Origin of the sequence: Desulfitobacterium nosdiversum (genome assembly GCF_049860565.1) — a bacterium.
GTDB classification, from domain to species: Bacteria; Bacillota; Desulfitobacteriia; order Desulfitobacteriales; family Desulfitobacteriaceae; genus Desulfitobacterium_A; species Desulfitobacterium_A nosdiversum.
Genome location: NZ_CP172056.1, coordinates 3,172,256 through 3,192,500 on the forward strand (window position 1 = coordinate 3,172,256; position 20,245 = coordinate 3,192,500).

15 protein-coding genes and 2 rRNA genes (1 of these 17 only partly in view) are annotated in these 20,245 nt (G+C 37.9%); all 17 read right to left on the reverse strand.

The genetic code is table 11. The annotated features are described in order from the left end of the window. Position 1 precedes the first annotated feature (1 nt). Complete coding sequence (locus tag ACHOLT_RS15285; RefSeq protein ID WP_425808095.1) at positions 2-781, reverse strand: VanW family protein; 780 nt, start codon at positions 779-781, stop codon at positions 2-4. 155 nt (positions 782-936) lie between these two features. After that, positions 937-1,323 (reverse strand): carboxymuconolactone decarboxylase family protein, encoded by a 387-nt coding sequence (locus ACHOLT_RS15290; protein ID WP_425802351.1) that lies wholly within the window; start codon positions 1,321-1,323, stop codon positions 937-939. A gap of 117 nt (positions 1,324-1,440) precedes the next feature. After that, positions 1,441-1,878, reverse strand: a complete 438-nt coding sequence (locus ACHOLT_RS15295; RefSeq protein ID WP_425802354.1) for a GNAT family N-acetyltransferase — start codon at positions 1,876-1,878, stop codon at positions 1,441-1,443. A 215-nt stretch (positions 1,879-2,093) separates the two neighbouring features. Then, on the reverse strand, positions 2,094-2,948 hold the full coding sequence (locus tag ACHOLT_RS15300) for a GNAT family N-acetyltransferase (protein ID WP_425802356.1): 855 nt from the start codon (positions 2,946-2,948) through the stop codon (positions 2,094-2,096). Between the two features lie 137 nt (positions 2,949-3,085). Then, positions 3,086-3,625: a nitroreductase family protein gene (locus ACHOLT_RS15305; RefSeq protein WP_425802358.1), complete on the reverse strand. Its 540-nt coding sequence runs from the start codon at positions 3,623-3,625 to the stop codon at positions 3,086-3,088. 48 nt (positions 3,626-3,673) lie between these two features. Next, entirely contained in the window at positions 3,674-4,102 is a 429-nt protein-coding gene (locus ACHOLT_RS15310; protein WP_425802360.1) for a GNAT family N-acetyltransferase, read from the reverse strand. A gap of 379 nt (positions 4,103-4,481) precedes the next feature. Further along, positions 4,482-5,243: an MBL fold metallo-hydrolase gene (locus tag ACHOLT_RS15315; protein WP_425802362.1), complete on the reverse strand. Its 762-nt coding sequence runs from the start codon at positions 5,241-5,243 to the stop codon at positions 4,482-4,484. 117 nt (positions 5,244-5,360) lie between these two features. After that, positions 5,361-8,105: an AAA domain-containing protein gene (locus ACHOLT_RS15320; protein WP_425802364.1), complete on the reverse strand. Its 2,745-nt coding sequence runs from the start codon at positions 8,103-8,105 to the stop codon at positions 5,361-5,363. Between the two features lie 199 nt (positions 8,106-8,304). Beyond that, complete coding sequence (locus ACHOLT_RS15325; protein WP_425802366.1) at positions 8,305-9,015, reverse strand: hypothetical protein; 711 nt, start codon at positions 9,013-9,015, stop codon at positions 8,305-8,307. After that, positions 9,015-9,536 carry a hypothetical protein gene (locus ACHOLT_RS15330; protein WP_425802368.1) on the reverse strand — a complete coding sequence of 174 codons (522 nt, stop codon included), beginning with the start codon at positions 9,534-9,536 and terminating at the stop codon, positions 9,015-9,017. Before ACHOLT_RS15330 ends, ACHOLT_RS15325 begins: the two co-directional genes overlap by 1 nt. Positions 9,537-9,911: 375 nt before the next feature. After that, a complete protein-coding gene (locus tag ACHOLT_RS15335; RefSeq protein ID WP_425802371.1) occupies positions 9,912-11,087 on the reverse strand; it encodes a hypothetical protein in 1,176 nt (391 codons plus the stop codon). Between the two features lie 230 nt (positions 11,088-11,317). Beyond that, positions 11,318-12,451 carry a phospholipase D-like domain-containing protein gene (locus ACHOLT_RS15340; protein WP_425802374.1) on the reverse strand — a complete coding sequence of 378 codons (1,134 nt, stop codon included), beginning with the start codon at positions 12,449-12,451 and terminating at the stop codon, positions 11,318-11,320. A gap of 434 nt (positions 12,452-12,885) precedes the next feature. Further along, entirely contained in the window at positions 12,886-13,566 is a 681-nt protein-coding gene (locus tag ACHOLT_RS15345) for a hypothetical protein (RefSeq protein ID WP_425802377.1), read from the reverse strand. A 277-nt stretch (positions 13,567-13,843) separates the two neighbouring features. Further along, complete coding sequence (locus ACHOLT_RS15350; RefSeq protein ID WP_425802379.1) at positions 13,844-15,349, reverse strand: HEPN domain-containing protein; 1,506 nt, start codon at positions 15,347-15,349, stop codon at positions 13,844-13,846. A gap of 94 nt (positions 15,350-15,443) precedes the next feature. After that, a complete protein-coding gene (locus ACHOLT_RS15355; protein WP_425802382.1) occupies positions 15,444-16,343 on the reverse strand; it encodes a DUF4238 domain-containing protein in 900 nt (299 codons plus the stop codon). 1,002 nt (positions 16,344-17,345) lie between these two features. Continuing rightward, positions 17,346-17,462, reverse strand: a 5S ribosomal RNA gene (gene rrf, locus ACHOLT_RS15360). Between the two features lie 90 nt (positions 17,463-17,552). After that, positions 17,553-20,245, reverse strand: a 23S ribosomal RNA gene (locus tag ACHOLT_RS15365) (it continues 238 nt past the right edge of the window).

The window sequence follows — 20,245 nt, forward strand, 5'->3', positions numbered from 1 at the left end:
ATTAAATTTCTCCATCTCCAAGCAGCGGCTCATACATCATAATCGCATGATTTTCTGTTATAAAATCGTCTGAAACCTTATTTCCGTTTTGATCGAAAACACTGCGCCTTATTTCATTGTGGCGCATATACCCTCCCCACCACTCTTGTTTAATTAAATGATTATTTTCATAGATTTCATATTTAAAATGGGAAGGCTGCGCACACCTCCATTCACCTTCTAGATCCTTATCTCCCACAAAAACATTGAGCTGATATTCATACGGTGTATCATTCTTGATTTGTAAGTCAACGTAATTATAGACAACCGTCGCACCGCTTCCGAAAGGTTGAGTCCGGTTGGAATCAGGAAAAACATCATGAGTGTGCCGCCAGCGCTCGGTAACTGTTAAAGGGGTATGTAAGGCCATCCAATAAATAAGGTTGGATAGCTGACAAAGGCCGCCGCCAATGCCTGCTGTGAAGGAACCATTGGTTAAAACCATTCCTTCTAAAAAGCCTTTTGCTTTTGTGGGTTTCCCGACCAAACGCCAAAAGGAAAACGTCTCCCCAGGTCTTAAGGTAATCTTATTTAACTTTTCGCAGGCTATTTTCAAATTAGTTACTTTGTTCTCTTGCAGCCACATGTCAACATTACGAAGCTGTCTATACAAAGGTGTCTTATGGGATGCTGCTCTATAGGGAAGTTCCTCGGCCTTAAAACGAAAAGCATATTTGATCGATCGATTGCAAATCCATTTAAGGTAACGACGCAAGGTAAAATATAACTTTCCAAGATACATTCGTAATTTTAAACGGGGAACTGGCTTTTCAGATTGAAAATAAGAGTTCAAAATCTAAAACACTCCCTCCTCCATCTTAGGGACAATTTCCTATTTCGGTTCTCACTATTCAACAAGCTTCTTTAAACGTATCTATTACTTAGTACCTCTGTCTATTACTTCGTACCTTTGGCCGGTTGGATTTCATTATATCTTTCTTCTGCCGCCTTAATCGCATCGATTCCTGATTTGCATAGAACATTGATTCCTTTAACTATCGTTACAATGTTAAAAGCTTCAACCAATTCTTCTACAGTGAGTCCTGCATCAATAGCCGCTACGGCATGAGCCTTTGCACCACTAAGTTCATTATCTAACGAGTCTAATATTGTAAAAATGAGTTCGACTGTCTTTCTCGGCAATTTACCATCCTGAACTGATTTTCGCATAGTAAAATAGCCTTCTAATGCTTCAGGTGAGTACTTCGATAAAAGCTCTGCAAACGGCGGATCCCATTTAAGCTCCTCCCTGTAGTACTTAAGCATGTCTTGACTTGTATCCATCTACTGTCACCCTTTTTAATTGTACCAATTTTTACATGTCAAAGAAATAGCTGGTTTGACGAACATACCAGCGTTTCTTTTTCTTGGTCTCAAAAATAAGTCCATGAAATTATAAATTTAGATATTAAGCAATGTTTCATTAATAGTTTTATTTCTATAAATTAAGTCCTTTCGGTTATTAAAACCAAGCGATTCCCAAAATTTATTACCTGATTCATTCGACTCAAATGCTACAAGTGCAACTTTATTGATCTCTTCTCTCCTTAAAGCATCAAGTACAGCTTTAACTAAAGCCTTCCCGATTCCTTTTCCACGATACTTGGTCCTGACTGCTGTATGATAAATATATCCCCTTCTTCCATCGTGCCCACATAATATTGTACCTATAATCTCATTTTCTATTTCTGCAATAAAATTAGTGGCAGGATTTCTTTTCAAAAATTGATCTATACCCTCATACGAGTCATCTAGACTACGCAAACCCATACCCTCTGTATTTGTCCACAATTCATATACTTTATCATAGTCCTCAATGGACATTACCCTTATTTTCATATATGTACTCCTTTAATTCAGTTAATTTCTGAAGCATATATTGAAGAAGCCGTCCTGAAATCTAAGGGTTGCAGACTGCTAACAGCGGTATTTACATTTTGAAGGATTAATGTAAAATATGATCACTGATACTGAGAACATACGGAAAACACCTTTTATTGCGAATTAATTGCTTTAACCGTTCTCCTGTAACAACAGAACTTTAAAATCTGGAATTATAATTTTAAAGCCATTTCATATTGACTAACATTGCATTCAAATCCTAAATTGCTTAAAAAATCCTTCATAGATGTACATTGGCTGTCTACATTTAAAGCCTTAACATTTAAGGATTCCGTATTGTTCATTAAATCAATAAAGATGCTTTTTCCAATACCTTTGCGTCTATGATTTTTATCTACTGCAATTTGTGGAATATCTCCTGTTTTTTTATCAATAATTCCATAACCAGCAATGGTATCATCGATGTTTATAATAGAATATATAAATGTATCCGGTACAGCATTAATCGATTCAATAGAATTTTGCCAAGAAGGTTTGAACTCCCAAAACTTTGTTAATTCTCTCCAATTACTTTCATTAATCCTATTAATATGCTCAACTTTGTATGTATTTATCGGATTATACTTTTTGTTATTTAAACTAAAGCATTCAAAATTTCTTGTAATTTCGAATCCTTGCTTTTTATAGAGCTGAACTGCAGAAGAATTCGATTGAATTACTTCAAGTAAATATTGCTCTATTCCCATTTCTACAAGTATTTGTTTGATATTTAAAAACATATTACTTGTTATCCCTTGATTCCTATAGTTTTTTATAACAGCTGTTCCTGTATCATAGGCAGTAAATTTTCCATTCCAGTTTCTGAGTCCATTTAATAGAAATCCGACTAATGTATCATTATTAAAAGCCCCGATCGAAGCCTTTGAAACATACCCTCTCCGTTGAAGCATTTGTTTAAGTTCTAAAAGAGGAACATCTACTTTTACTTGATAATCCGAAAATGCTTCTAAAAAAGTTCTATGCAGTTCTTCAATACTTGTATTTTCTAATGTGTTATAAATAAACATTTCATATATTCTCCTAAATAAAATTTTATAAAATCAAGTTTTATTAACTTCGCTAAATCATGTTAATATCAATACCATGTAATATTCTTAGAAATTGAATATAGATCTGCAGATTTTTTACTCATCTTTCATCTGTTTCACCATATCTCATTATGAATTATTTCTTCAAGCTTCTTTCTGGGACGCTCCTTTGGTTTTTCGTTTGCGTAGCCAAGTGTAATAATACTTACTACATATTTATCGGAAGGCACATTTAAGATTGGCCTAATTTCGTCTTGAGTAAACCATGCGACCCAGCAAGCACCTAGTCCAATATTTTCAGCCTCAAGTACAATATGCTCAATAGCAATAGACGTATCTCTGATTATCTGCTTGAGTTCCAGTTCAGGACTATTTTCATCAAGTGATATTTCTACATTATCTTCAATTCTAGAACGTATATCAGCAATGCATACAATAAAAATGGGTGCGGAGAGCAACCATTTTTGATTATGCGATACTTCGGCCAATTTTTGTCTTGTTAATTCCGATTTTACAACAATGAAATGCCATGGTTGTGTATTACTGCCGGATGGAGCCAGCCTTGCACTCTCGAGTATTTGAATAATTTTCTCATCTTCTACTGGTTTATCAAGATATTTTCTTATACTTCTACGTTTTTTAATCTGCTCAATCATACTATCTTCCTTTTTTTGAATCGCTTCTATTTGTTGAAGTTTAAATTATTATCTATTACTAACTAAATAATCAGATTGATATGGATACTTGGCAAAAGCTGTTTTATGTGGTTTAAACCCTAACTTTTTATAAAAATCCTCATTTCCAAAGGTTGATGTTAAATGAATACATAAGTGTTCATTCTCCTTTTGTATTTCTAAAACCAACCCTTTACCTATGCCTAACTTTTGGTATTCTGGCAAAACTCCGACATCAAAAATCATTCCATAACAGATTCCATCCGATATCATTCTAGCTGCGCCTACCAAAATGTCACTATTCCAGGCTGTAATAACTTTGTAACTATGTTCGAAAGCAGATTGAATCTTATTAAGTTCTTGTTTCTTACCAAATCCTGCAACCAGTCCAACAACATTATAGAGATGAAAAAACTGAGGCCAATCAATGCACTCTAAACCCTCACGATAGGTAGCCATTCGTTCATCCCCACTTTCAAATCAACCAGCCTAAGTCCCAGGTTATAATAAACATTTTTTTATAAAACAATATATAAACGTTACATCATATAACGTTTCGAAAATTACCATAGCATCTTAACACATGCATGTTGGCAAAGTTGCGGTAATCCTCTGTAAGTGAAATTGGTTACCATCCAAATTTACTCTAAGATCAAAGGAACATTAACCTAATTCCCAAAACGCTTTTTACCAAAACGTAAGGTAATATGGTTAATGCGAAATTTGACTCTTTATTTAATAGTCACATTATGGTCATTTTATTCATCATTGAGAAGAAAATGAAAGATTCGAAAAGCTCTATGTTCAATGTTTTCTGATGACTTTTATTTATAGCCAATTACAGCCATATAGCAAAATTATTGTATTTAAAGGTACCACTGCCATGGTGTAATTTGCCATCTGCTTTTAATTGGTTAAATGCCTTTTTCATATCTCCGAGGATAGAAGGCTGGATATTCAAATCGTGATGTGCCGGAAATATTCTCTTCGCCGGAAGAGCTGCAACTCTCTCTATTGATGACATATAGGCTTCAGGGTCGGTTGACGGGAAATATGCAAACAAAGTTCCTATGTAAACCAAATCTCCGGTAAAAAGATATTCCCTGTCTTTTTCATAAAAGCACATATGCCCCGGCGAATGTCCCGGTGTATGCAGCACTTGTATCGTGCGTCCACCGATATCTATAATATCATTATCCTTCAATACTCTTGTGGCAGTGCCTTGAAAGAACTCATAATCATCGACGTTGAATCCTTCCGGCAACTCACATTTCTCAACAACAAAGGCTTTTATTTGTTCCATTGTCAATGGAAACTCTCCCTCAAGCCAATTTGACTCATCTTCATGCACATAAAATTTAGGGAAATATTTATGTCCGCCGATATGATCCCAATGTATGTGAGTAGCAACGGCTATGACAGGTTTATCTGTCAATTTCATTACTTCGTTATAAATATTCATAATACCAAGCCCGGTATCAATAAGCAGGCTGTTGTTTGTCCCGTTCAGGAGATATGCATGGGTTTCTTCCCAATGTTTATACTCGCTGATTATATGAGTATCCATGTCAATATGATCAACGGTAAACCAATCACTCATAATGCTTGTCCTCCAAAATTCCTATTTATCTCAGAATATATAAATAATACACAACTAAATGACTATATGATTTTTGTATGTAATTTCTATAACCTATAGCAAAAAACAAAATACACCCTATCTTCTCTTTTCATATTCATCTAGAGCCTGCCTGATTTTTGCCATTTCACCGCTTCCATTGGTAGCAAAGCGTAATAGCGGGATTCGGTAGAGCTCCAAAATATGATCCTTCATCCTGTCATGCTCATACTGAGGTGTACCGGGCTTGTGATAGTGGAACCCATCTACTTCTATTGCAAGAATAGGCTTTTTACTAATGCGATTGTAAATCAGAAAGTCTATATGAGTAGCCGTGTTCATGGCATACCGGCACTCTTCGTCGTTCAGACGCTTTGGGTCACGAATCAGCATATTGAGTGGCTGATGGCAAATAACGTTTAGGGACAGCTGTGGACGGCTGTGTAGCAAGTCTACTATTGCACCGTACATCAGGTTTTCAGAGTCATACGCGGATACATGTGGATGTTTTTTTAAGAACGCGATTCGCGCATCTGTATATTGCCGATAGAGCAGGTCGAACACCGAATAGATTTCGCTCTGCACTACCTGGAAGTTGTTGTATTCGATATAGGCGATCAGATCTCCGATGTTGCTGTCTTTTGGCTGCTCGTTGCTCGACACCACAAGGAAGAGCCTTTTTTTTGCACGGGAAACCGCAACATTTAAAAGGTATGGATCGTCGGAAAAATCAGTAGCTACGTCGTCAACTGTGTTCAGCACAATTGTGTCTTTCTCGCGTCCCTGGAATTTATGTACGGTATGAACTTCAATTTTATCCGTGTCCAGCTGGTGAACGATAGCGGCCACCTGATCCTTATAGGGCGCAATAATTCCAACATTTTCCATATTGACATCCTTCAGCATGGGAAATACTTCCTGAATCGTCACATCAACCTGTCGCTGATTAATATGGTCGCGTTGATGATCGCCAACTGCCGTTTTGAAGACTTCCAGCGTATCTGGCTCACCGTGTTCTTCCGTCATGACCACCAGCTCGTTATTATAGAACTTCTGATTGCAAAAGCCGATGATTTTCGGGTGGCAGCGATAGTGCTCCCGAAGCAAAGTTGGCGGAGCATTCGGAAGAATACCGCATACGGATTTCAAAAAGCTGTTTTCAGAGAAAGAATATCCTTTGGGCAGCTTGTAGGAATTGAAAACGGCATCACTGCGCTTTCTCATATCATCCTTTATCACGTTGGGTAGCTGCTTGAGATCTCCAACAATGACTGCATTTTTGGCACAAGACAGTGCCAGTGCACCGGTGGTCACATCCACCTGTGAAGCCTCATCCATAATAAGATAATCGTATATCACGTCCTTTAGACTGCTGCGTGAGGAAAATGTAGTGCTGAGGACTATGGGATATTCTTTCACAACATCGCCGGAATTTTTCCACAAGTCTTCCTCAGTGAACATCACGCGCTTTAGCTTGTTTCCATACCACTCGAACAGTTTTGCCCGTAGGTAATCCATAGACAAGTCTGTCTGTTCGCACATTGTTTCTTTGGCGTCGATGGCCTCTAACTTTTTTTCCAGCGTAACGATCTCGTCGCTCAATTCTGATTTTCGCGCCTGATAGAACATGCTCTGTAAAAATGTGATGATGGTAGACAGATTGTTTTTGTAGAAATTCCAGTCTGAAATGCCATAGACAAAAATGCTCTTAATTTTATACCAAAACGAAACCGCACGCTCCTTTTCGGAAAACTCATTGCACTCCTGCCAGAGTTGCATGAGCCTTTTCGATTTCAGGGAGCGTCGGGGTTTAATATCTGAACAAGCGAAACCGGTTTCACTGCAATACTGCTGAAAATACTTGATTTCCAGAAGTATTGAGTCCAGTTCCAGCCGTACCTGCGCAAGACGTTCCTGCTTGCTAAATATGTCAGATAACTCTTTAACGTGACTTTGTATTTTCTCCCGCAACTCAGATTGCTTGTCGGTATCCATTCGCCTGCCGGGGAGATCCGGGTAGAGGCCTGTCTGGTCTTGGACAAACGCTTTTTTGTTATCTGAGTTTCCCAGCGGTGCTACAAGAAAACCCATGTTGTATTTAAGAGAAGACAGCTTCTCCAGTACATTGGTCGTGGCAGAGTTGTTGTTGGACACGATCTGAACTGTTTTGCCATCTACCAACAAATTAGCGATGATATTCAGAATTGTCTGTGTCTTTCCCGTACCTGGCGGACCTTGAATTACGCTGATTTGATTGTTCAGCGCATTTTCAACCGCTTTGAACTGACTGGCATTGCCGCCGAACGGAAAAATGAAATTACTCTTGTGGTAAGTGTGAACTTTGTGCTTCTTCGGGTTAAGGTAGATTGCCATGGCTGTATCATCACCGACGAAATCCAACTTCTCATACTGTCTCTGCAACAGGATTTCGCCATCTTTGCTCTTGAGTTCATTGATTGACGCCTGTTGTCGCAGATAGCTCATGCAGTTTTGGGCTTCACTCTCACCAAGGCACGAAGCCACGATTTTAATGTCTCGCCAGTCATAACTTCTCTCGCTACCATCAGAAAAGCGAATATACCAGTAATCTGTTACTTTTGCATGAAAAACGAGTGTGTCCTGAATCTTGAATAGTTCACGGTTATCATGCGTGATATGTACTAAGGCTGGATTCAGGATCTCAGGATTTTTTAACCATTCAATAGACTGATAGCCGTACGGATATGTTTTTCCGTTCTTGAAAGTGACGTCATATCTACCTGTGTCTGAATTATATTGGCACAATTTTACGTCAGCAGTAATGTCCTTTCCGTTATTCAAAATTAGGTATTTTCCGGTGTTCACGTCGTATCCTCCAAAGTGTCGAGCTAAATGGAAGGTGCAAACTTATTGCTTGTGTTAACATTATCCATTATATGGATAATGGGAAGTCGCTAATAAAACTTTCCTTGCCATGTTATAAACATAACTAGCAGTTCGTTTCTGCTGGAGTTTATTGTTATTGTTTCCAGAAAATCAAACTAAGAATTAACAATGATTAATTTTAATCGAGTTTATTTTTTATAGATGATGCAATATCGGATCTCGTAATTTTATTGCCATCACCAATATTTACACTGTGATCATTGTAAACAATCACAATTATTTTATTAGTAATACCCTGCAATTCCTCTGGAGTCTTACTTGACACGTCTAAATCCAACTCATCCATATTTCCGAATTCTTTTTCCAATAAGATCAAAATATCCAGTAATCTATTCTCTATCACTGAAAAGACATTCTGAATACATTGGGGACCGATCAGTACTTTTGCAGATGTAATCATCATGTATGGATCTTCATTATATGTTGCGATTGCAGGGAAGAAATCTGCGGGAATGACTTTTCCTAATTGGCCACTGCCATCTGAACTGCTTTCAGATAATTGCTTTAAAGCATCTACACCTTCACGAAACTGCACACTCAGAATCACATTTTTTAAATCGTCTGGCATTTTTCCTAATGGTAGGGAAACATTAGTCCACTTCATATGTGATGCCATTGAGCCTTTAAAATATGATCCTATGAGATTACCATGTTCAATTCTATAATCAGGAAGTATAACTTCGCTAGGATATCCTGTGATTTCATAGTTGATCCAATTTAGCAATTCACTATTTCCTAATTCGGAGAGCAAAACTTTTGCACGCTTCAAAGCGGTCATTGTGTCAACTTTGCTATTTGCTAAGTCCTGTATAATCTTACTCCTTGCCATTAAAATACTCCTTCTATTAACTCAACAATATTTGACCAGAACGTAAAAAGCAGAACAATTCCTGCCACGAGAGAAACCAAAAAACTACAAATAACAGGATGTTTTTCATAGAATGATTTTTTCACATCTGATGACGCACTGTCTAAATGATTCTCAATAATTCCAGCAATATTAGAGTTGCTGATTTTGTTTCCGTTACCTATTTTCACACTTTTATCATTAACGGTACCAATATATACTGTTCCTCTCTGCGTCCTTTTTTCTTCTTCGTATTCCGCAAGCTGCTTATCATATGTCCTTGCAGAATTATTAACAACAACATGATACGGCTTGTTATCAGCCCACATAGGAATCCTGATATATTCTGATTGACACAACTCCTTAATAAGGCTGCGTAGCTCTTCATCTTCTTTAGAAGATGAATTTTCAAAGCGTTCACATAACAACTGCGTAGGATTCTCAGCTTTTACAATTTCATCAAGCAACTTTTTTGAGTTCATGGGAAGTTTATTGAATTCCATTATCGCCCCTCCGTTGTGGTATCTTCAGTCTTTTTTGCAGTCATTATTTCGTATCCAGTGACCATACTATATTTAATCGGGATAAATACAAGTATGAATTGCGCATTATTGCTAAATTTGAAACCTGCCAACTGCACATTATTAGCCTAATGGGTATATGGATAACTACCAGTTTTTTTCGGATAGAGCGACCCCTAATTTAATTGGCGTTACAATTTTAAGTCCATATACAAGTCAACCTTTTACTCTTTATTTGTTCCACCCAACCGAACAAAGTCTGGTAGAAAGCGAAAGGAGAAAAAACAACCGGGTTAAACATAGAACGCTTCGCTTTATCAAACCAAAGTAAAGGTTCCATACCCCTCTCTTTCATGCCTACACTGGCCATCTTCGATCATATACTCGCTTAATATATTCAATACTTGGATGACCGATCTCAAAGGCATAGTCCTGCATTGTTTCATCAAATGTTATCAACAGACAATCTTTGATGTCCAAAGCTTGTAGTATCATCATATCTAGAACATCATTTTTATCATATTTCGATCCGCGCAAATACCACTTTTCAAATAAACGGCCAATATATTCAGCTTGAGAGGAAGAAAAAAGATCCCCTTTCCAGTTGTCAATTATATCTTGCCGGTGTCTTCGGATAAAACCACTTGCCGTTTCTTTCTCAAATTCTCTAATGATTTCTTTGATTCGTCCGCTTATATGATTCGGATTTTTTTTTAGAATGTTAAAATCAGAATTATTTGCTACCGTTTTCTGGTATTCCGACTGGAATTTTTCACTAGTGAATTCAGTAACATTGTAATGTTGTATGAAGAAGTCTATAAATAACGAGAATACAGCACAATACGAATATAAAGCATTATTAAAAGCGTCTTTTAAACTTTTTTCTTCGTCCTTAATTGCATATCCTTTGCGTAGAACCTTGGCAAATGCCGAGTTGCAATCTTTTAAAGATTTTTCAATGTCATTTGATAATAGCAATCCAAATACTTCTGACTTTCTTTTGTCCCGTTCCTTTTCTGGTAATGCCCTAAATTCCGCATTTATTTTTTCTTCACGCTCTAAGTAAAAATTAATATAGACCTTAAGAAGCAATAATAAAAAGGTGGCAGCAAATGCTGATTCAGTTTTGATTTTAGCTTTTTTATAATAGTCAATTCTAATTTTTAATGTAGCATCAGATAGTCTTAGTAGTTCGGCTACGTTTTCTATGCCAAACTCACTAATACCGAATGGGATAATGTTAATTCTTCTTAATATGACAAAACGCAATACATCTTTCACTATCGCAGGTTTATCTCTGAAATGCACAAGAAACTCAATTATCGTTACGGTTGAAATGGCAATAATCGAATTGTTGCTGGACAATATGGCATTTAACCGGATCAAATTAACCTTTTCATTCACTTGAAGACCTAGTTTTTTGCGACCATAGTAATGATAAAATGCATTCGTATCTAGGATAAAATTCATAATAAACACCAACTTATGACCGTCCCAAAGGGTGGTTACCTCCTTTGGGACGGTTAAATTCAACGTACTATACACATCGTAACATTTTGCGTCTTTGATACTGTCGTCGTAGTTATTACCAAGTCAATGTTTGGGCCGCTCGTACAATTTGAATATGCCAATATTCTTATAACTATTACCACATCTATGGAGTAAGAGCTAAACTGTAAGGGAACTTACCAACTTTTTTTGTCTTAATATGGATCATAGGAAGTTAAGAGTTAATTTTATCTTTCAGTCTCTAATGGCTTTACCTAAGTGTTATCAATTTCTCTATTTATATGTTTTGAAGAATATTGGTTAATAATTTCATTGATCCTAATTAGGACTGCAATTATTTTTTGAATTTCAGAAAGAAATGTGTCTGCAACGTTTTCAAATTCTTGCGTGACTTCTCGCAAACGATCATCAACATCGTCTTTCGCTTTATCAATATATTGTTCTAAGTATTCGTCGTACGCCTCTGCTGAATATTCTTCCAAGCATTCATTCCATACACTTTGATAATCAAAATTCACCCAATTATAAAAGCAATCATCTGTACTTGAAATTTCAATAAGCCATGAAATATCGATCGCTTCAATTTGTTCTATTGCTGCAAATATATCATCGTTGTAGTCATCATCTTCTTCAAAATAAGTATTTTCAGCTTTTATATCTAAGCCGTGAAATCCATTAAAGTCTAAAACCAATTCAGTAAGGTCCTCATCTGAAAACAAAGCTTCTCCGCCAATAAATTCATATTTTTGGGTATATGGATTGTGCACAAATATTTTATCTATTATCTTTTGATGATGAATTTGAAATTTGGTTAACAAGCTGATGACCAAAAGTCTAAGTACATTAAAATCATCATCAAAATACGGGGTTGAATTTTTTTTAATCGTTTCGAAAAAATCACTATAGAGTTTATATATAAAATCTCTATCTTCAATGATAATGCCTGTTTCAATGTTATATCTGCTTTCGTTTGAAAAGTTTGCTGAACCAATATAGACTTTATTTTCCGTACCAATAATTTTAGCGTGATTTGCAAAATTAAAGTAAGGAATAAAATCTGTGCCAAACGTGTTAGGCTTTAACTTTTTTAGATACACTTCAATATTATCTTTAGCACGATTACGCATACTTTGGCCAGCTAGTGAAGAATAATAGCTTTCAAATCGTGATGGTATATTGGTTATTATTTGTATTTCTGCCGTTTTACTAGCTTTATGCAATTTTTGAAGAAGCTGATCCTGATTTTCTTTGCCTGAAATATTATATGTAATTATTCTAATTGTTTTTGCTTTATCAAAGTCATCCAATATTTCTTGATAATTCAAACCACCAGGATTATAAACAAAACGTCCATTACTAAAGCTTAATTCCATATTTTCTCCTTCCATTAATTTTTACCAATAAAATAAATATCGCTTATTTGTAAAATTTGAAAATGCAAGTGGGAAACCCTATTTATTTTTAAGTTACTTGTTAAAAGAGATTCTCAATTCATCACTAAAGATACTTAAATAGATTTTTAACTACTCCATCAAATAGGAGAATATCTTCGTAATTAAACATTTAATATTTGTGGACAGTCAGCGAGCAGTTCATATTTTCAAACTATTTTAGACGTTTGTTTAGCTTGTCATCGCTTTTTAAGTAAATTTCTTTTAGTTTTTTCCTCAACACGCCTTCCTGACCGAACGATATTGCAAAATGATCCAGAATCGTGAATATTATCTGGCATAACGACATGTATCTCGTCGTTAGAGATTATTACCTTATCATTGTTGCGCAATTGTGGCCCTAAGTAAGTTACTACCGTTATCTGGACTTTCTACTCAATTTTAACCTTTTCCCAAAGTTGTATAGAAAGCTGATATACTATTTCTTCATAATCCCAATACGGATTAATAATTGGGATGCTGCCGTACTGTTTTGGAACTTTCAATTCTGTATCAGGCGCAATGATAGCAAAAACGTTTTCTGGTTTAATTGCAAACTTATTAAATACTCGCCATTCTCTTTCCCAGGAAAAGTCATGTTTTTCTTTAAACGTATTAACTAATCTACCAAACTGATTGAAACCATCAGTAAAGTTTCCACTCTTAGATACATGGAATAATTTCCATAGATATTCTTCTATCGAACCTTTATGGTCACCGTTTGTGTAGAAACAGGGATTACCCCCTTTTTCTATAACCTTTGATTTTAAAAAAACTAGCCCGTAAGGTTTTAGTTCAATTCGACGGCCATCAATTTCTAACAAGTGGCAGATTTTATCTAGTGGTGTTTCAGTAAAACAGACAGTTCGAAATTTCTTCTGAAAATTCTCATCCACCTTATCAAGCGCAGGGCTAAATAAACAGTGATGGTTATATGCGTACACATAGCCATCTTCTAAAATAGATTGCAGATTTTCTTTGGCTGACATTCCATCATCAGTATCTCTTGTAAGGTGCACCAAAAATTTTGAAATATCATCTCTTATTGACAATACCTCTTTAATATCCATCATTATCCCATTCCAATATCAAAGTTTTTGAGAGTTTAGAATAAAGTTAATTATCTCATTACCTTATTGCGAAGTAACGGGAAATATGTCATGGATAAAACTCTTATCGTTTCCGATAAGAGTCAAAATTGCAAGCCCTGACACAGTACATAAGGATTTTTATATTCCGAACCCATCCCATTAAACTTCTCACAAAATATATTTTTCCAAATATGGATAATGAGCACTTAAATTTAAACTTTTTCTACAAGTCTTAAAACTCCTAAAGATAAATTACATATTAAATTTGATCTGGTAATTCTCCTTCTTGTCGTAAACACTTAGTTTGAAAATGAAGTTCTGAATCCCATATAATGATTTTTCTGATTTCTTCTTTTGACATTCCCATGTGAGAATATAATATCATTATAATTAGTGACTTAAGAATATTTATTGTATCGTATATTTGATTGAATCCTAATACGTTATCCCGATTTGCTTTGTAATGGGAATAATAATTTCGAGTTGATACGATCTTTTTATAATAATCGGCAATAACAGTGCCAGGCTCTTTGCTTTCATTTACCGATCCACTTATCCTATCAATTCTTTCAATTTTCTCTGCATTCATAGCAATGACGTTAAAAAACATGTCATCTAACTTTTTTAATCTTTCTGCCAGACTAATTCTTTCTAAAAATCCAGATGCAATCCACGAAGCAACATCATTAGCGTGCTTTGAATTATATTTCCAATTAGCTTTGTCAAAAATCGGTTGAAATAATGCTTTTCCTTCATCGGTAAATATCATCTCTTTTATGTCTTTTTCTATATCACTCGCTATCTGTTCTTCGTCAGTAACTCTTAGATGATACCCCTCCAGTATTCTAACATATTGAACCAATATATCTTCAACAAAAATTTCTTTCTTCGTATTTCCCATAAAATACATTCTACGGACTAATTCAAATTTATCATCATTGTAAAATATATACCAGTTTTTAAAATAAGACTGAATATCTTCTTGAACTTTTTGCAACTTAGTTCTAGGCTTATCTAATATACCTCGGGTTCTTAAATTGTACGAAAAATCTTCATTAATATATAACCAACTCTTTAAATCCTGTCCCTGTATATCAAGCCGTATATCAAGTGCATCCGTCACATATCCAATCATTAAAGCGAAAAATTGCATCAGTGCTCTTATATCACTGTGTACCTGGTTGATATTTGCAGGTTCCTCATAAGATATACGTATTCTGGGTTGATTATTAATTATAAATGTAGTTCTGCTATCAGCACTCGGGTCAAATAAAGAACTCTTCGATTCAAAATATATTTCAACATAAGGATCTCCATCTTTCAAAACCATACTTGGCAATTTTGTTTCTACTGCTATTAATTTCCCATCTTCTGTTGCTCCCCAATCTATAGTTTTTAAAGCAATCCAATCAATTAATTCAGGAATCACTAAAGAAACTGTTTTAATATCATCAATTTCCAACCCTGATTTGTATTCGCAATTTTGCTGTAAAACATAAAATACCCTATAGCTTGCTACGTTCTCCAATGTTCTATGTTTACCATAATTGCCTGAGCCAGAAGTAAACACCTTATATCTGTGATCATTATCACTACCAACGAAAGCACAGGGAAATACTTCGCTGTAATCACGTCGATAAAACTCAATATGATTTCCATCAATAATTAACTCAGCTACAGCCGGTTTATCACCATTTTCTTTTTCCCATAAACCAATATGTCGTTCCATTTTGATAGTCTCCATTTCAATTTTACCTTTTGTCATTATGAACCACTCATTCAGCTTCCCGTCATTAGCCTAACGGGTATATGGATAATCAGAAACTTGCACTATTCAATTCAATTTATAGATAAAACGTTTAAACGGGAGGTTTAATTACTTTAAACCAAAAGTCGTTTTTATAATTCCTATTTACAATAAAATGTTCATTTGCTAAAAATCTGGTCTTTCTGTTTATACTGTCAACACTTTTCCTTTGTACAGAAATATATAAAGGTAAAGGCGTATGCGAAATTATAATGAGTTGCTTTGGTGAAACTGGCAGTGTAACCTCAACTTTCTCATATCCTAATCCAACTGAACGATAGAAAGGGGGCCTTTTATATGCTTCAGGATCAAACCAAACACAAGGATTATCGGATGTAATAAATCCCACTTCATCGTCAGTATTAAGTATTGACATGTACATTTTAGTATAACAGTCAATTTCTGCGTTAATCCTTGGAATCAATTGAGTTTGCATCGGCTCATTATAAAACTTTTCTATCTGCTCTAATGAATATGATTGATCATCGTTTAATCGCCCTATTGATGCCATTGCTTTTTTCCCTTCGGGTGAAGCATTTTCATATTCCATTTTCATCATTCTTCCTAATTCTAGAACCCTACCCCATTGCTCGGATATATGTTCTTTTATTGCGGCCGTCCTATTATGTATCGCAGCAACGAATGCCAGAATATAGTATTTTTCTTCTGTAGATAACTCTTTCTTTGCTTGTAACTTATTATCTCTGATTGATGCAAATTTTCCTTCGAGACCACATAAACCCCGTTCAATATCTAAAAATCTATTTCCTTTTTCGTCATAAATAGTATACATATCTGATTCATAGAAAATATTTTTAGGACTCTTTTTCTTAACTTTTTGGCCATTATAATCAAACATCCAAACATATTTATCATATCCTTCAGGAATATTAGGATCACACCAGCTTTCCAGATATGATTGAGGTATGTAATGCTGTTTTTTGTTTTTCAAAAATTTCACCTACATAAATCTTTTTATATTGTAATATTCATTTAACTAAATGTGGGAATGTCGCTTAATATATTATTATTTTCGAGTGTACCCTATTGTCAGACATTTTTTCTTCTAGTCAATCAAAACAATTACCTTAATTTAATATACTCTGTAATATCATTCCAGTCATTACGGAATTGTGCAATGAAAAAAAGAGGTCTCACTAGCCTTTCCCCGCAATTTACCAAGTTCACATTATAGACATAATTTTCACTAGAAAGAAAACGGTTCAACTTCAAAGTTTTGCCTGCTAAATCGGCCTAAAGACAGCGACGTTCCTTGCAACCAATTTTACTTAACTATTTGATTCTCGTATTTCGCAAATTCCTCTGATTTACTGGTATTTGCGAAACTGTCTTATCTATATTTAATTTAGCTCAATACGCTATACCTAAGCACTTTTAAAATCTCCATCTAAGGTATTATCTGGTATATAGGTAGGTTTCTATATTTTTACTAAGTTTCCTGCCAATTCGAGTATTTCTACCTAGTATTCAATAAAAATTTTGCTAAAAATAAAGAACTACGTCGTTTAAACGTAGTTCTTCGCTTTACTTACCTGGCGACGACTTACTCTCCCAGGTAGGCCGCGCTAATATGTATTCTCTTGAGTTGTAGCGCTGGCCGCGAAACAATTCACTGGATTGTTTCGTCTGCAGTCCAAGTAGGGCTGCGCCTTCTCAGTCTATCTAACTAGCTATGGCGCTAGCCCCGTAAAGACATACTATGTCTTTACGTCTCAGTCCTGGAGGTCTTAACTTCCGTGTTCGGTATACGAAAATGATAGAGTATATCATTTTCGGCCAAGCCGCATACTTCAAAGAATGACTTACCGGCGCCGATCGAACGGGTGGAACCGACTCGAAAAATTCACTTTCTAAAAGAATCTTACAGGAAGTTTTTTACGCCGTAAAAAAGCAAAGAAACCATCTTTATCAGACGGTCTCCCTGCTTTTGCTTACCTGGCGACGACTTACTCTCCCAGGACCCTGCGGTCCAAGTACCCTCAGCCCTGGAGGTCTTAACTTCCGTGTTCGGTATGGGAACGGGTGGAACCCCTCCGGCATTATCACCAGATCTTTTGAGTTTTCAGCTTTCGCTGTTCCCTCAAAACTGCACAGATTTTCGTTTCTTTTAAGTCAATAGATTCTTCCAAAGTGCCGGTTTTAGGTCAAGCCCTCGACCGATTAGTACCCGTCAGCTCCACACGTCACCGTGCTTCCACATCGGGCCTATCTACCTGATCATCATTCAGGGGTCTTACCAGCTTATGCTGTGGGAAATCTCATCTTGAGGTCGGTTTCGCGCTTAGATGCTTTCAGCGCTTATCCGATCCGGATATAGCTACCCAGCTATGCCTCTGGCGAGACAACTGGTACACCAGTGATCCGTCCATCCCGGTCCTCTCGTACTAGGGACAGCTCCTCTCAAATTTCCTGCGCCTGCGACGGATAGGGACCGAACTGTCTCACGACGTTCTGAACCCAGCTCACGTACCGCTTTAATGGGCGAACAGCCCAACCCTTGGGACCTACTACAGCCCCAGGATGCGATGAGCCGACATCGAGGTGCCAAACCTCCCCGTCGATATGGACTCTTGGGGGAGATAAGCCTGTTATCCCCAGGGTAGCTTTTATCCGTTGAGCGATGGCCCTTCCACTCGGTACCACCGGATCACTAAGCCCGACTTTCGTCCCTGCTCGACTTGTTGGTCTCGCAGTCAAGCTCCCTTCTGCCTTTACACTCTTCGCGCGATTTCCATCCGCGCTGAGGGAACCTTTGGGCGCCTCCGTTACTCTTTAGGAGGCGACCGCCCCAGTCAAACTGCCCACCTGACACGGTCCTCAACCCCGATTCAGGGGTCTAAGTTAGAATTTCAGTACAAAAAGAGTGGTATCCCACCGGCGACTCCACCAAGGCTGGCGCCCTAGCTTCTTAGTCTCCCACCTATCCTGTACATTTTATACCAAAATCCAATGTCAAGCTACAGTAAAGCTCCATGGGGTCTTTCTGTCCTGTCGCAGGTAACCCGCATCTTCACGGGTATTACAATTTCGCCGAGTCCCTCGTTGAGACAGTGTCCAGATCGTTACGCCTTTCGTGCGGGTCAGAACTTACCTGACAAGGAATTTCGCTACCTTAGGACCGTTATAGTTACGGCCGCCGTTTACTGGGGCTTCAATTCAAAGCTTCGCCTTGCGGCTAACCTCTCCTCTTAACCTTCCAGCACCGGGCAGGCGTCAGCTCCTATACTTCTCTTTTCAGATTAGCAGGAACCTGTGTTTTTGTTAAACAGTCGCCTGGACCTCTTCTCTGCGGCTCCACTTGCATGGAGCACCCCTTCTCCCGAAGTTACGGGGTCATTTTGCCGAGTTCCTTAACGAGGGTTTTCTCGCGCGCCTTAGGATTCTCTCCTTACCTACCTGTGTCGGTTTGCGGTACGGGCACTCTCTTGCTCACTAGAGGCTTTTCTTGACAGCTTGGAGTCGGTTACTTCGCTACTTATTTTCGCTCCCCATCACCTTTCAGGCTTCTCGCGAGACGGATTTACCTGTCTCACACCCTACGGGCTTGGGCGTGCTCAACCAACGGCACGCTTAACCTATCCTTCTGTGTCACCCCATTGCTGTTAACGCTTAAGAGTGGTACTGGAATATCTGCCAGTTGTCCATCACCTACGCCTTTTGGCCTCGGCTTAGGTCCCGACTGACCCTGGGCGGACGAGCCTTCCCCAGGAAACCTTAGATTTTCGGCGGATGAGATTCTCACTCATCTTTTCGCATACTCATACCGGCATTCTCACTTCTAAACGCTCCACCCAACCTTCCAGTTGAACTTCGCCGCATTTAGAACGCTCCCCTACCCCTGTAGTAAAACTACAAGCCATAGCTTCGGTGATACGCTTGAGCCCCGTTACATTTTCGGCGCAGAACCACTCGACCAGTGAGCTATTACGCACTCTTTAAATGGTGGCTGCTTCTGAGCCAACATCCTGGTTGTCTGTGCAATTCCACATCCTTTTCCACTTAGCGTATACTTAGGGACCTTAGCTGATGGTCTGGGCTGTTTCCCTTTTGACTATGAAGCTTATCCCCCACAGTCTGACTCCCTATTTAAATTCTTGGCATTCAGAGTTTGATAAGGTTCGGTAACCTGGTAAGGCCCCTAGCCTATTCAGTGCTTTACCGCCAAGAATCATCAATAGAGGCTAGCCCTAAAGCTATTTCGGGGAGAACCAGCTATCTCCGTGTTCGATTGGCATTTCACCCCTACCCACAGCTCATCCCTTGCCTTTTCAACGACAGTGAGTTCGGGCCTCCAGTAGGTTTTACCCCACCTTCACCCTGGCCATGGGTAGATCACACGGTTTCGGGTCTACAGCATGTAACTTGTCGCCCTTTTCAGACTCGCTTTCGCTTCGGCTCCAGCTTCTCGCTTTAACCTTGCTACATACCGTAACTCGCCGGTTCATTCTACAAAAGGCACGCCATCATCCATGTGTCTCAGTAAACTGAGAACTGGACTTTGACTGCTTGTAAGCGTACGGTTTCAGGTTCTTTTTCACTCCCCTCCCGGGGTGCTTTTCACCTTTCCCTCACGGTACTGGTTCGCTATCGGTCGCTAAGGAGTATTTAGCCTTGGGAGGTGGTCCTCCCAGATTCCCACGGGGTTTCTCGTGTCCCGCGGTACTCAGGATACCCTCACAGCATTGCTTCTTTTCGCTTACAGGAGTGTTACCTTCTTTGCTGAACCTTTCCAGATTGCTTCAGCTAAGAATAAATGCTTAATAGAGGGTCCTACAACCCCAAACTCCGAAGAGTTTGGTTTGGGCTCTTCCCGTTTCGCTCGCCGCTACTCAG

Coding starts and splice junctions, on each gene's coding strand:
- ACHOLT_RS15340 (WP_425802374.1), bottom strand. CDS start 12,451: ATGGAAGGAGAAAATATGGAATTAAGCTTTAGTAATGGACGTTTTGTT.
- ACHOLT_RS15290 (WP_425802351.1), bottom strand. CDS start 1,323: ATGGATACAAGTCAAGACATGCTTAAGTACTACAGGGAGGAGCTTAAA.
- ACHOLT_RS15310 (WP_425802360.1), bottom strand. CDS start 4,102: ATGGCTACCTATCGTGAGGGTTTAGAGTGCATTGATTGGCCTCAGTTT.
- ACHOLT_RS15305 (WP_425802358.1), bottom strand. CDS start 3,625: ATGATTGAGCAGATTAAAAAACGTAGAAGTATAAGAAAATATCTTGAT.
- ACHOLT_RS15285 (WP_425808095.1), bottom strand. CDS start 781: ATGTATCTTGGAAAGTTATATTTTACCTTGCGTCGTTACCTTAAATGG.
- ACHOLT_RS15295 (WP_425802354.1), bottom strand. CDS start 1,878: ATGAAAATAAGGGTAATGTCCATTGAGGACTATGATAAAGTATATGAA.
- ACHOLT_RS15345 (WP_425802377.1), bottom strand. CDS start 13,566: ATGATGGATATTAAAGAGGTATTGTCAATAAGAGATGATATTTCAAAA.
- ACHOLT_RS15325 (WP_425802366.1), bottom strand. CDS start 9,015: ATGGCAAGGAGTAAGATTATACAGGACTTAGCAAATAGCAAAGTTGAC.
- ACHOLT_RS15330 (WP_425802368.1), bottom strand. CDS start 9,536: ATGGAATTCAATAAACTTCCCATGAACTCAAAAAAGTTGCTTGATGAA.
- ACHOLT_RS15300 (WP_425802356.1), bottom strand. CDS start 2,948: ATGTTTATTTATAACACATTAGAAAATACAAGTATTGAAGAACTGCAT.
- ACHOLT_RS15315 (WP_425802362.1), bottom strand. CDS start 5,243: ATGAGTGATTGGTTTACCGTTGATCATATTGACATGGATACTCATATA.
- ACHOLT_RS15350 (WP_425802379.1), bottom strand. CDS start 15,349: ATGACAAAAGGTAAAATTGAAATGGAGACTATCAAAATGGAACGACAT.